The sequence below is a fragment of the Mycobacterium syngnathidarum genome, assembly GCF_001942625.1.
Taxonomy (GTDB): Bacteria; Actinomycetota; Actinomycetes; order Mycobacteriales; family Mycobacteriaceae; genus Mycobacterium; species Mycobacterium syngnathidarum.
Map to the genome: position 1 here is coordinate 1 of NZ_MLCL01000038.1, position 15425 is coordinate 15425.

The 15425-nt window shown below is 65.2% G+C and carries 2 protein-coding genes and 1 pseudogene; all 3 read right to left on the reverse strand.

Annotated elements, in window-relative coordinates; translation table 11 throughout:
- A partial coding sequence (locus tag BKG60_RS32885; RefSeq protein ID WP_479724688.1) for a non-ribosomal peptide synthetase occupies positions 1–9157 on the reverse strand: 9157 nt, incomplete at its 3' end.
- The gene (locus BKG60_RS32890; protein ID WP_479724689.1) at positions 9154–13590 is read right to left on the reverse strand and encodes an amino acid adenylation domain-containing protein; all 4437 of its coding nucleotides are present in this window, start codon (positions 13588–13590) and stop codon (positions 9154–9156) included. The genes BKG60_RS32890 and BKG60_RS32885, both read right to left, overlap by 4 nt.
- Positions 13576–15425 (reverse strand): annotated as a pseudogene (locus BKG60_RS32895) (condensation domain-containing protein); the annotation flags it as partial. The pseudogene BKG60_RS32895 and the gene BKG60_RS32890, both read right to left, overlap by 15 nt.

Genomic DNA, 15425 nt, shown 5'->3' on the forward strand with positions numbered 1-15425 from the left:
CGAAGAACCCGACCAGATCATCCAACGCCGGATCATTACGCCCCGCGATCGGAAAACCCACCGCCACATCGGAACTGGCACTCAAACTCGACAACAACACCGCCAACGCAGCCTGCACCACCATAAAACTGGTCGCATCATGCTCCCTGGCCACCGCAGCCACCCGCTGCTGCAACTCCGCAGGCCACTGCACTTCGACGACAGCTCCACCGTGATCGGCGACCGCCGGGTAGGGTCGGTCCGTCGGCAACTCGAGGCGGTCAGGCAGGCCCGCCAGTTCGTCCTGCCAGTAGGCCAGTTGCCCTGAGATCCGGCTCTCGGGGTCGGACAGGTCACCGAGCTGCTCCCGCTGCCACAACGTGTAATCCACGTACTGCACCGGCAGCGCAGACCACTCCGGCGCCGCCCCGGCACAGCGCGCGGCATAGGCGACGGCCACATCACGGGCCAGGGGCGCGAACGACCAAGCGTCCCCAGCGATGTGGTGCACCACCGCGACCAGCACATGCTCGTCCTCAGAGACGCGGAAAAGCCTCGCCCAGATCGGAATCTCGTTGTTCAGATCGAAGGGGTGCCGTACGGCTGCATCGATGGCGCTCGCCAACTGCTCCGCGGGCCAATCCGCGGCATCAACCACCTGCCATCCGAAATCAGCCTGGGCGGCAGGAAGGACCAACTGTTGGGGAACACCGTCCACCTCGGGGAAGACTGTCCGCAGACTCTCGTGCCGGGCTGCCACATCGGCCAGGGCCACACGGAGCGCATCAACGTCCAATCCGGTCACCCGGTACATCATCGGCATGTTGTAAATCGGCGAGGGACCATGCAATTGGTCCAGGAACCACAGCCGCTGCTGGGCATATGACAACGGCACCACGGCAGGCCGAGGCATGGGGGCCAACGGCGTCCGCCCGCCCGAGCCCGTGGTGATTCGCGGCTCCAACTGCGCCACGGTCGGCGCATCGAAGACCGTGCGGACTGCCAGATCCGTGTCGAATGCGGTGTTGACGGCGTTGATCAACCGGATGGCCGACAGGGAATCGCCGCCGAGATCGAAGAACGAGTCATCCAGGCCTACCCGGCCCAGGTCCAACACCTGCGCGAAGATGCCGGCCAGGATCTCCTCTGTCGGGGTACTCGGAGCACGGTAGCTGTCGGCGTCGCTGTACTCGGGCGCCGGTAGCGCGCGTCGGTCCAACTTGCCGTTGACGGTCAGCGGTATGGCGTCGACCACCACCACGGCGGCGGGCACCATGTAGGTCGGAAGGTGGTCGGCGAGCTGGGCGCGGGTCCTACCGGCATCGACCGTTCCGGCTACGGTTTCGGTGACATAGCCGACGAGTCGCTTCTCACCCGGGTGGTCCTCGCGGGCGACGACGACGGCTTGTTCCACGCCGTCCAAGTCGGCCAGGGCGACCTGGATTTCACCAAGTTCGATCCGGTAGCCCCGAATCTTGACCTGCTCGTCGGCGCGACCGAGATACTGCATCTGCCCGTCGCTGCCCCAGCGCACCAAGTCGCCGGTCCGGTACATGCGGGCTCCCGCGTCACCGAACGGGCAAGGGACGAAGCGTGAGGCGGTGAGCCCGGCTCGGCCGACATACCCCATTCCGACGCCGCGGCCGGCCACATACAGTTCTCCCACCACACCCGGCGGTGCCTTCCGCAACCAGCGATCAAGCACGAACAATGCCGCACCTGGGACGGGAGCACCGATCGGCACAACATTCGAACCTGATGATTCAGCTTTCAAGGGCGCAGTGATCGTCGCGTATACCGTGGCCTCGGTCGGTCCGTACGCGTTGATCAGCACCCGTCCCGGGGCCCACCGCTGCACCAGCTCGGTCGGACACGCTTCCCCGGCCACCACCAAGGCAGCGGACTCCAGCCCCTCAGGGGACAGCATTCCCGCGGCCGACGGCGTCTGGCTCAACACGCTGACCTTCTCGGCAACCAGCAGCGCGTGCAGATCTTGCGGTGAACGTGCCACCTCCTCGGGCACCACCACCAGACGACCGCCGTGCAACAGAGCGCCGAAGATGTCCCACACCGAAACGTCGAACACCAGCGAATGCCACTGCGACCACACGGTTCCGGGGCCGACCAAGGCCGGATCCACGGCACCGAGGAACTGCGTGACATTCTGGTGAGTGATCGCCACGCCCTTCGGAACACCTGTGGTCCCCGACGTGTAGATCAGATAGGCAACGTCATCGGCGGCCGGCCCTTGCAACGCGGCCTTTGATTGCGCCCCGATGCGAGGATCGGCGACGTCGATGACGACCAGGTCAGCGCCGGCCAACCGCGGCCGCAACTCAGCGGTGGTGATCGCTGCGACCGGGCGGGCGTCACCGAGCATGAACTCGATACGCGCATCCGGCACCATCGGGTCGATCGGCAGGTACGCCGCGCCCGCCTTGAGAACCGCCAGAATCGAGACGATCGCCTCGCCCGAATGGTTGAGCAGCAACGCCACGCATGCGCCGGGGCGTGCCCCGCTGTCGACAAGCAGCCGTGCCAAGCGATTCGATTCCTCATCGAGCTCGCGATAGGTCCACGAACTCTCCCCGCACACCACGGCCACCGCAGCTGGGTCTCGTGCCACCTGCTCGGCAAAGACTGCCGGAATCGACACGGCGTCCACCGAATCGGACAGCACCGCGCGGTTGCCCCACCCGTCGAGCGCGACGTGGTCATCGGCTCCCAGCAGATTTATCGACGACAACTTCGCAGCGGGGTCGACGGTCAGAGCTTCTACCACCCGCGTCAGTCGGTCGACGAAGATCTGGATGGTGGCAGCATCGAACACGTCGGTACGGAATTCCACCGCCCCGGTGATTCCGGCCGGCATGCCCGCACTCCAGCGTTCTGCCAGTGAGATCGTCAGATCCATGCGCGCGGCTTGAGTGTCGGCTTCCAGCGGTGTGGCCTGCATCCCGCCCAGACTCGACGCGGGCTGGTCGTCGTCCTGCTTGGCGAGGTTCTGCCACGCCGTCATCACCTGGACCAGCGGGTGATGCGTCAGGCTGCGGGACGGGTTGAGCCGATCGACAACCATCTCGAAGGGCACGTCCTGGTGCTCGTAGGCAGCCAGGCTGCGCCGGCGCACTTGGGCCAGGAGATCGGCGACCGTGGGATCACCGTCGAGCTCTACCCGCAGCACCAGCGTGTTGATGAAGACACCGACCAACTCGTCCAACGCGGGATCACTGCGCCCGGCAATCGGGAAGCCCACGGCCACATCCGCAGTCCCGGTCAGATTCGACAACAGCACCGCCAGGGCTGCCTGCACCACCATGAAGCTGGTCGCGTTGTGCTCGCTTGCGGCTCGCGCGATCTGCTGCTGCAGCTCGACCGGCCACTCCATCGCCAGACTGGCGCCCCGGTAGTCGGCGACCGGCGGATACGGCCGGTCGGTGGGCAGCTCCAGTCGATCTGGCAGCCCCGACAGCTCCTGTTCCCAGTACGCGAGTTGGTCGGCGATCCGACTGCCGGGATCGGCCACATCGCCGAGATACGACCGCTGCCACAACGTGTAATCGGCATATTGCACCGGCAACGGAGCCCAATTGGGGACCTGCCCTGCGCACCGGCTCGCGTAGGCAACCCCGATGTCACGCACCAGCGGACCGATCGACCAGCCGTCGCCTGCGATGTGATGGACTACGGCAACCAAGACATGGTCACCCTCGGCCACTCGGAAAAGTGTTGCTCTCATCGGGATCTCGGCTGAAAGGTCGAAGTGGTATCCGACCGCCGCACGGATCGCGTCGTGTAGTCGATCCACGGACCAGTCCACCGCGTCGATGACCTGCCACCCCGGATCAGCCTGTCCCACCGGGAGCACAACTTGTCGGGGTGCACCGTCGACCGCAGGGAACACCGTGCGTAATGACTCGTGGCGCTCGACCACGTCGGCCAGCGCCGCGCCGAGCGCGTCGACATCCAGCCCCCCGGTGATCCGATAGACGGTCGGCATGTTGTAGATCGGTGACGGTCCTTCGAGCTGGTCGAGGAACCACAGCCGCTGTTGGGCATACGACAACGGCAGGACATCGGGCCGCAGCTGTGCCACCAAGGGTTCGCGCCGACCCGAACCCTCACCGGCGCGCGTAGCCAATTGCGCCACCGTCGGCGCCTCGAACACCGCTCGCACCGCGATATCGGTATCCAGGCTGGCGTTGACCGCGTTGATCAACCGCATCGCCGAAAGGGAGTCGCCGCCCAGATCGAAGAAGGAGTCATCGGCCCCGACCCGCTCCAGACCGAGCACCTGAGCGTAGATGCCGGCCAGCAGCTCCTCGATCGCAGTGGCCGGGGCGCGGTATTCCTGGCCGTTGACGTAGTCCGGTGCCGGCAGGGCACGTTTGTCGAGCTTCCCGTTCACCGTCAGCGGCAACGCATCGAGCACCACCACGGCGGCGGGAACCATGTAGCCAGGCAACCGTTCCGACAACGCGGCACGAACAGCGACCGGGTCCGCGGTCCCGGTGATGTAGCCGACCAGGCGCTTGTCGCCGGGACGATCCTCACGCGCGACGACCTCCGCCTGCTTGACGCCGTCCAGACTTGCCAGCGCAGACTGGATTTCGCCCAGCTCGATGCGATACCCACGAACCTTGACCTGCTCGTCGGCACGTCCCAGATACCGCAACTGCCCGTCAGCGCCCCACGAAGCCAGGTCCCCCGTCCGATACATCCGGGCCCCGGCCCCACCGAACGGACACGCCACAAAGCGGGTCGAACTCAATCCGCCACGCCGCCAGTAACCGAACCCCAATCCGGCGCCGACCACATACAACTCACCCACCACACCGACCGGAACCGGCTGCAACGAAGGATCCAGCACGAAGAAACCGAGGTGCGCCAACGGCACACCGATCGGACTGGCACTGCCTTCGGCGTCACTCACCAGAATCTCGCGGAACGACGCATGCACCGTCGTCTCGGTGATCCCGTACATGTTGATCAACCGCGGTGAACCGGGATGGCCCTCAAACCACGGCCGAAGGCGCTGCGGCTCAAGCGCTTCCCCGCCAAAGATCACCGTATCCAACTTCAACTGGCGACCCATTTCCGGCAGCAACGCATCAGCCGACTGCAACGCATAGAACGCCGACGGTGTCTGGCTCAACACTGTCACCTGCTCGGCAACCAACAGCGCGAGCAGCTCCTCCGGGGCTCGGGTCACCGACTCCGACACCACCACCAGCCGGCCGCCGTACAGCAGCGCCCCCCAGATCTCCCACACCGAATAGTCGAACGCCAGCGAATGACACTGCGTCCAAACCTGTCCCGCCAGCCCCAGCTCGGCATCCAACGTCGCCAGCAACTGCGCCACGTTCCGGTGGCTGATCGCCACACCTTTCGGAACACCCGTCGTACCCGACGTATAGATCAAGTACGCCACGTCGTCGGCGTTGTGCGCCGGTAACGCGGTGTCGGGTTGGGCCTCGATACCAGCGTCGGCGACGTCGACGACGGTCAGGTCGATTCCTTCCAGCCGCGCCCGCAACTCAGCGGTGGTCACCGCGACGATCGGAGCGGCATCGCCGACCATGAACCGGATCCGGGTATCAGGGTGCATCGGATCGACCGGCACGTACGCGGCCCCGGCTTTCAACGACCCCAGGATCGCGACAATCGCCTCGACCGACCGGGGCACCAACACCGCTACGCACTCACCCGGGCCGGCGCCGAGTCCAACCAAGAAGTGAGCCAACCGATTCGACGCCTCATCAAGCTCTCGATAAGTCATCGAGCGGCCATCGAAACTCCCCGCGACTGCCTCAGGCGCGCGAGCCACCTGAGCAGCGAACAACCGGGGAATCGACATCACACGGCCCGGGGACTCGGCCAGCACCGCCCGGTTACCGACATCGTCGAGGCGAGCATGCTCGACGGCATCCAGCACATCGACCGACGACAGCCGCTGGGTCGGATCGCCCGTCAGCGCCGCTGCGACGCGCACAAGCCGCGCGATCATGGTTTCGATACTTGATTCGTCGAATACGTCGGTCCGGAACTCCACTGCGCCACCGATGCCCGCAGGCTCGCCGGCATCGTCCCACCGTTCCGCCAACGAGAACGTGAGATCCATCCGCGCCACGTGCGTATCCACCGGCAACGGACGGACCAGTGCCTCCCCCAGAGTCGATTCCGTCGCGGTATCGGCGGTGAAGTTCTGCCACGCGAGCGCCACCTGGACCAGCGGATGATGGGCCAGCGACCGGGTCGGCTTGAGCCGATCCACCAGTACCTCGAAGGGCACATCCTGATGCTCGAGCGTGGCCAGACTACGCTGACGCACCTGGGCCAACAGCTCGGCCATGGTGGGATCGCCTGCCAGATCCACCCGCAACACCAACGTGTTGACGAAGAAACCCACCACGCGGTCCAGCGCGGCGTCGCTCCGGCCGGCGATCGGAACCCCTACCGCCACATCAGAACTCGCACTGAGCTTCGACAACAGCATCGTCAGCGCGGCCTGCACCACCATGTATGTGGTGACATTCTGTTCGCGCGCAACTTCGCGGATCCGCTTGTGCAGTTCGGCCGGCAGCGACACCGGTATGCTCGCGCCGCGGTGATCTGACACCGGCGGATAGGGGCGGTCGGTCGGCAGTTCCAGTCGTTCGGGCAGCCCCGCCAACGCCTGTTCCCAGTACGCCACCTGCGCGGAGATGCGGCTGTCGGCATCTCCCAGATCGCCCAGCCGCGCGCGTTGCCACAAGGTGTAGTCCACATACTGCACCGGTAGCGGCGCCCAGCCGGGCACTTGTCCTGCGGACCGGCCGGCATACGCCAATTGCAGGTCCGAGATCAACGGAGCTATGGACCAGCCATCGGCGGCAATGTGGTGCACCACGGCCACCAGGACGTGCTCGTCCTCGGCCAACCGCAAAAGCATGGCCCGCAGGGGTATTTCGCTGTCCAGGTCGAAGGGATGGCCTGCCATCGCTTCGATGGCCGCGCGCATCTCAGTCGTCGACCACCCGCCGGCGTCGACAACTCGCCAACCGCAGTCAGCCTGCTCAGCAGGCAGCACCACCTGCTCAGGGACGCCCTCGGCCGATCGGAAAACCGTGCGTAGGGACTCGTGCCGCTCCACCACATCGGCCAGCGCCGCGCCGAGCGCGTCGGTATCCAGAGACCCACTGACCTGTAGTGCCACCGCCATGTTGTAGATCGGTGATGGTCCCTCCAGCTGGTCGAGGAACCACAAACGCTGCTGGGCATACGACAGCGGGAGCACATTTGGCCTGGGTTGTGCCACCAGCGGTTCACGCCGATCCGAACCCTCACCGGCACGGGTAGCCAATTGCGCCACAGTGGGTGTCTCGAACACCGCCCGCACCGCGAAATCAGCGTCCAGACTGGCATTGATGGCATTGATCAACCTGGTCGCCGACAGCGAATCCCCACCCAGATCGAAGAAGGAGTCATCGGCCCCGACCCGCTCCAGACCGAGCACCTGGGCAAAGATGCCGGCCAGCACCTCCTCGATCGCAGTGGCCGGGGCGCGGCATTCCTGGCCGTTGACGTAATCCGGTGCCGGCAGGGCCCGCCTGTCGAGCTTCCCGTTCACCGTCAGCGGCAACACATCCAGCACCACCACCGCCGCTGGAACCATGTAGCCAGGCAACCGCTCCGACAACGCGGCACGAACAGCGACCGGATCCGCGGTACCGGTGATGTAGCCGACCAGGCGCTTGTCGCCGGGACGATCCTCACGGGCGATCACCGCCGCCTGGTCCACACCCTCGGCTTCAGCCAAAGCGGTTTGAATCTCGCCTAGTTCGATGCGGTACCCACGAATCTTGACCTGTTCATCGGCACGTCCGCCATACCGCAACTGCCCATGCCTGTCCCAAGACGCCAGATCCCCCGTCCGATACATCCGGGCCCCGGCCCCACCGAACGGACACGCCACGAACCGGTTGGCGCTCAGCCCGCCACGACGCCAATACCCATACCCCAATCCGGCGCCGACCACATACAACTCACCCACCACACCGACCGGGACGGGCTGCAGCGAAGAATCCAGGACGAAGAAACCAAGGTGAGCCAACGGCACACCGATCGGGCTGACGCTGCCTTCAGCATCACCCGGGATGATCTCGCGGAACGATGCATGCACCGTCGTCTCGGTGATCCCGTACATGTTGATCAACCGCGGCGAAGCGGGATGCCGACCCAACCAGCCCCGGAGGCGCTGCGGCTCAAGCGCTTCCCCACCGAAGACCACCGTCTCCAACTTCAGCTGACCACCCGGGCCGGGTTGCAGGGCGTCAACGGCCTGCAGTGCATAGAACGCCGACGGCGTCTGACTGAACATGGTGACCTGCTCGGCGACCAGCAGGGCATACAGGTCCTCGGGAGCCTGCGTGACCGACTCGGGCACTACGACCAGCCGGCCGCCGTACAGCAGCGCCCCCCAGATCTCCCACACCGAATAGTCGAACGCCAACGAATGACACTGCGTCCAAACCTGACCCGCCAGCCCCAGCTCGGCATCCAGTGTCTCCAACAGGCCGACCACATTCGCATGGGTGATCGCTACCCCCTTCGGACGACCCGTCGTCCCCGAGGTGTAGATCAAGTACGCGACATCGTCAGCCGCCGGCCCCGGCACGTCGGGTGCCGGCGCGGTGTGCTGACGGACCTCATCATCGAAATCGAGGACGTTCAGATCGCGCCCGCCGAATCGCCCCGTCAACTCCGATGTTGTGATCGCTACGGCCGGGTCGGCATCATCGAGCATGAACTGGATCCGCTCATCGGGATGCATCGGGTCGATCGGCACATAGGCCGCCCCCGATTTCAACACCGCGACAATGCAGACAATCGCCTCGATCGAACGAGGGAAGAGCAACGCCACCCGCTCACCCGGGCCGACACCCAGGCTGACCAACCGATGCGCCAACTGATTTGACGCCTCATCCAACTCGGCATACGTCATCGAGCGGTCGTTGAAGACCACCGCCACCGCCCCGGAAGCACCGGCGACCTGAGCAGCAAACAGTTCCGTGATAGTCGCCGACACCGAGGACCGATCGGTCAGAACCTCGCGGTTACCCCACGCGAACAGCTCGGCGTGCTCGTCCTCGTCCAGGAAATCCATCGACGACAAGCGCCGACTCAAGTCGGCCGTCACGACGCCGCCTCGACCTCAGCCGTCATCGCCATCAATACCTTTCGCAACCGATCGATCAACCGCACGACAGTGGCCTCGTCATAAACGTCGGTGCGAAACTCCACAGTCCCTCCAATCCCGGCCGGCTCGCCGGTCTCTGTCCAACGTTCACCCAGTGCGAAAGTCAAATCGGTACGCGCAGTGTGAGTCTGAGCAGGTAACGGGGTGACCTGAACATCGCCCAGGGTCAACCCACCCGCGGTGTCGGCGCTGTGCTGCCATTCCAGGTTCTGCCACGACAACATCACCTGCACGAGGGGGTGATGGGTCAAACTGCGGGTGGGGTTCAGCCGATCCACCACCACCTCGAACGGCACATCCTGGTGCTCGAAGGCCGCCAAGCCGCGCTGACGCACCTGCTCCAGCAGTTCACCGATGGTCGGATCGCCGGAGAAATCGACCCGCAGAACCAGCGTGTTGACGAAGAACCCGACCAAGTTGTCGAGTGCAGGATCATTACGGCCTGCGATCGAGATGCCTACCGCAACATCGGAACTTCCACTCAGCTTGGACAGCAACAGCGCCAGCCCCGCCTGCACCACCATGAAGCTGGTCGCATTCTGCTCACGAGCCACCCGGGCAATTCGCTGTTGGAGCTCGGCGGGCCATTCCACCACCAAACCGCCACCCTGGTAGTCGGCCACCGGTGGATACGGCCGATCCGTCGGCAATTCCAGCCGCTCCGGCAGCCCGGCCAACGCGTTCTCCCAGTAGGCCAGCTGCCCGGATATGCGGCTGTCCGCATCGTCCAGGTCGCCCAGGTACGAGCGTTGCCACAATGTGTAATCCGCGTACTGCACCGGCAGCGGGGACCAATCAGGGGTCTGACCTGCGCACCGGTTTGCATAGGCTGCGCCGAGATCCGCCACCAGCGGCGTGACCGACCAGCCGTCAGCAGCAATGTGGTGAACCACCGCGACCAGTACATGCTCGTCTTCTGCGACACGGAACAGCGTTGCCTTCAAAGGCAATTCGGCCGACAGATCGAACGGATACCGGGCAACGGCGCCGGCGGCCTCCACCACCCGATCCGCCGGCCAATCAACTGCATCGACCACCTGCCAGAGCGAATGGGTGCTCTCCACCGGAGCCACCACTTGCCGCGGCTCCTCACCGTCCAGAGTGAACATCGTGCGCAGGCTCTCGTGACGGTCCACCACATCGACCAATGCCTGCCCTAGCGCTTCGGCATCGAGGTCACCGGTCAAACGCAAACCCACAGCCAGGTTGTAGACCGGTGACGGGCCGTTCAATTGGTCGAAGAACCACAACCGCTGCTGCGCATACGACAACGGAATCGCCTGCGGACGCGGCATCACCTGCAGCGGCGGTCGTGCCACATCGCTCTGTTGGCGGTCCAGGCAGTCCGCCAACCGCCCGACGGTAGGTGCGTCGAACAGATATCGGACCGGAACGTCCTTGCCGAGAGCCGACTGAAGCCGCGCACTGACCCGGATGGCGATCAGCGAATCTCCGCCCAAGGCAAAGAAATCGTCGTCGAGTCCGACGCGATCGAGGCCCAGCACGTCGGCGAACACCTCGGCGACGGTCTTCTCGGTCGGTGTCTGAGGCGACCGGAAGGTAGCAGCCGTGAACACCGGCTGGGGCAAGGCTCTCCGGTCGATCTTGCCCGAGGATGTCAGCGGGAACTCCTCAAGCACCATGATCTGGCTGGGCACCATGTATTCGGGCAGTCGTCCGCTCAGCCACTGGCGCACTTCGCTGACCTTGCTGTTGGTGTCAGGGTCGTTGGCGTAGGCGCTGCGTTCCTGCAAACCCGCAGGGGGCAGGTAGAGATCGGTCAGCACCGGGCCGTCCCCGCCGTCCGCGCCGTCGATGAAGACGGCGTCGACGGTGCCGGGTTGGGGGCCCCAGGTGACCGCAACGCGATACCCGGCTGCCTCACCGAGCCGGTACAGCAGTTCGGGCGTCACCACATTCTCTGGAGTCGCCACCACCTCTGCTTCCGTCAGCGCATCAGCTACCGAATGACCATCGGCGAGAGCCTGTTCGATGACCACATCGGAGATCACGCCCGTGCGCGGAATCGCGCTCACGCGCACAGCCGGCGGCCGTTGAGCCGTCAGCTCGGCGTGCAGTCCACTCAAGCCCGCGCAATCAGACCATTCCCAGGTGAGTGCGTTCTTGAGCGAATGGATGCGAGCGGCTGCCTTGTGAATGCTGACGTCGTAGCGGTAGCGGGTCAGCTCATTGTCAGATTCACCTCGTTTGACCTGGATGCTCACCCCGCTCACGGATGGGTGGTCAGCCGCCCAGGTCGCGAAGAACTCAGGGGCCAGCAACAACTCGGGCTCTCCCAGCATCGCGCGTTGCACGCGCTGGCGCAGATCGTCGGTATCCGCGTCGGACCCGCTGCGCGCCAGCGCGATACCGGTCTGGAAGGCACCCTGCAGGCTGTGGTTGCGCACATCGCCGACGAACAACGTTCCGCCCGGGGCCAAGAGTCCCACAGCGTGGTCGATGACCTCGGTGAGATAAGCCGCGTTGGGGAAGTACTGAATGACCGAGTTGATGACGATCGTGTCGAAGTACTCGTCAGGCAATCCGTCGACCACATCCGCCGGCTGTACCCGCAAGCGGACTCGGTCTCCCCACGGTTGCCCAGCCACCGCTGATTCCAGCGTCCGGATGGTCGGCGCCGAAAAGTCTGTGCCCCAGTACTCCACACACTTCGGGGCGACCTGTGACAGGACCAGACCCGAACCTACACCGAGCTCGAGCACCCGCTGCGGCCTCAGCGCCAGTATCCGATCCACCGCCGCAGACCGCCATTCCTCCATCTGGTCCAGCGGAATCGGCTCTCCGGTGTAGCTGCTGTTCCAGCCACGGAAGTCGCTTCCGAAGTCGGCCACTTCGAGGTCTGCGTCATAGAGCTCGTCGTAGACGTGTTGCCACTGATCGACGACTTCTGCATCGTGATCGGCGCTGCTGGCGCGTTCCAGGGCGACATAGGCAATGAGGTGGTCCGCGGCGTCATCGTGGTAGACCGCGGCGGCGGCTCGATTGACCTGCGGACAGGCCAGCAGGGTGTTCTCGATCTCGCCCAGCTCGAGGCGCTGCCCACGGAGCTTCACCTGTGCATCGGCACGGCCGAGGTATTCCAAGCTGCCGGATTCGGTCCAACGCACCAGATCGCCAGTGCGATACAGCCGCGTGCCCGGCGCTCCAAAGGGGTTCGCGACGAACCGATCCGCCGTCAGATCGGGCCGTCCCACATAGCCACGGGCCAGCATCGGGCCGGCGACGTACAACTCTCCGACCACCCCGACCGGTGCCGGGTTCAGACGTGCATCGAGAACGTACGCACATGTGCCCGGAACCGGCGCCCCGATCCGCACCGGCGCCCCGGCAGACGTCGCGCTCCAAGTGGCCCAAATGGTCACCTCAGTCGGCCCATAGGCGTTGAACATCCGCCGGCCAGGAGCCCACGCAGCCACCAACTCCGCCGGGCATGCCTCACCACCGGTGGCCAACATCGTCAAACCACCCAACCGGCTCGGGTCGAGCGTTGCCACCACCGTCGGGGTGATCAACGCCGCCTCGACCCGCTGACCTTCTATCACCGCCGTCAAGGCGTCACCCGCGTAGGAATCCGGCGACGCCACCACCAACGTGGCGCCCGAAGCCGTCGCCCACAACCACTCGAAGATCGAGGCATCGAACGTCGGTGCGGCCACCATCAGCAGGCGAGCACCCCGACCCACACCCAACAAGTCACGGGTGGCCGCAGCCACACCGAGCACACCGGTGTGGCTGATCGCCACACCCTTCGGAGTTCCGGTCGATCCCGAGGTGAAGATCGCGTATGCGGCATTGTCTATAGTCAACGGCGCCAATCGATCCGCGTCGGTGACGGGCTCTGCGGAGGCACTCGAGAGATCCAGCGCCTCGACATCGATCACCGGGCACGTCCCGGTTCCGGCCACGGGGTCGCCGCCACGAGTCAGTACACACACCGCTTCGACGGTGTCCAGCACCGTGGCGATCCGCTCGGCCGGGTGAGTCCGATCGACCGGAACGTACACCCCACCGGCCTTGAGCACCGCCCACCAGGCGACTACCAACTCGGCGGATCGGCCCATCGCCACGCCGACCGCACGCTCGGGGCCAACCCCTTCTTCGACCAATGCCCGTGCCAGCCGGTTCGAGATCTCGTCGAGTTGCCGATAGGTGAATTCCCGCGGGTGATCCACCAACGCCAGGGCCTCAGGATCCGCAGCCACCGCACTCGCCAACAACTCCGAAGCCAGACCCACCTGCGCATCGACACCGGCACCAGCCCACTTGTGCAGCACCAGATCGCGCTCGGCGCCATCGAGCAAACCCACCTCGCCGACCACGACCGACGAGTCAGCCACCACGGCTGTGACCACCTTGCCGAACCAGCCCACCAGACGCTCGATCGTGGACCGGTCGAACAGGTCGGTGGCGTAGGTCAGCACACCTGCGGCCATCGGGGCACCCGAAAGCTGGTCGGGCACCTCCCTGATGTCCACATCCAGGTCGAACTTGGCGGTGCGGGTGACCATCGACATCGGCTCGATGCCGGCGCCTTCCAAGACCACCTCGGGACGCACATTGTTCTGGAAGACCAGGGCCACCTGGAACAGCGGATGATGCGACGTGGACCGGGTCGGGTTGAGTTGCTCCACCAGCAACTCGAAGGGCACGTCCTGATTGGTGTAACCGTCCAGCGCCTTCTGTCGTACTTGGTCGAGCACGTCGCTGAACCGCTGTTGCGAGTTCAGCCCGACCCGCAGGACCCAGGTGTTGACGAAGAATCCCACCAGCTCCTGCAGGGCCTGATCATTGCGGCCCGCGATCGGGGTGCCCAGTGCGATGTCCTCACCGACGCCCGCCCGGTGCAGCACGACAGACATGATGGCCTGCAATACCATTGACGTGGTGACATTGTGTTCTGCGGCAACCGCTTTGATCCCCGCCCAGGACTCGGGTTCAATGCGCAGATTGACCCCGTCGCCGCGATAGCTCGGTACGGGCGGACGCGGCCGGTCGGTGGGAAGCGAAACCACCTCGGGCAGGTCCTCCAGCTCTTTCCGCCAATAGGACAGCTGCTCGGCGATCCGGCTGCCCGGATCCTCCAGGTCGCCCAGGTGGTCACGCTGCCACAGTGAGTAATCGGCGTATTGCACCGGCAGCGGAGACCATGCGGGAGCCTGTCCGGCGCAGCGGGCTGCGTAGGCGACACCGACATCCTTGACCATGGGTGCCATCGACCAGCCGTCGAAAGCGATGTGGTGCAAGACGATCCCGAGAACATATTGCTCGGGGCCTACGGCGTAGATCTGGGCCCGGATCGGAATCTCATTGGCCAGGTCGAACCTGTAGCCCGCCAAGGCGACCAACTCGCGCATGACAGCGTCTTCTTGGTCCGCTGCCACCGGCACCACGGCCGGGCCTCCGCGGCGCCACAGCCCGGGCTGTGCGGGCAGTACCTTTTGCGAGGGCACTCCGTCGATGTCGGGGAACACCGTGCGCAGCGATTCATGGCGGTCGATCACATCATCGAGAGCCGATTCCAGGGCGTCCAGATCCAAGGCGCCGTTGATCCGGAACGCGATCGGCATGTTGTACGTCGCCGCTCCGTCCTCGAACCGGTTGAGGAACCACAGTCGTTGTTGCGCATACGACAACGGGATGACTTCTGGACGTGGCTGCGGGACCAGTGGCCGGCGTTCGCTCGAGTCCGAGCCGAGGCGCGTCGCCAACTGCGCGATCGTCGGTGCGTCGAACAGCGTGCGCACTGCCAAGTCGACGTCGAGGTGACTGTTCACCGCGGCGAGTAACCGCATGGCCGAGAGGGAATCGCCGCCGAGGTCGAAGAAGGAGTCGTCGATGCCGACCCGTTCCAGGCCGAGGACCTGGGCGTAGATACCGGCCAGGATCTCCTCGGTCGCGGTGCCCGGCGCCCGATAATGATCGGTGCCGGTGTATTCCGGAGCCGGCAGGGCCCGCTTGTCGAGCTTGCCGTTGACCGTCAACGGCAACGCATCAAGAGCCACCACCGCGGCGGGCACCATATAAGCCGGCAACCGCTGCGCCAGCTGTGCGCGGACCACCGCGGGATCGGCGGTGCCGGTGATGTAGCCGACCAGCCGCTTATCCCCAGGCTGATCCTCACGGACAATCACCACCGCCTGCGCCACATCATCCAGATCAGCCAGCGCCGTTTGAATTTCACCCAACT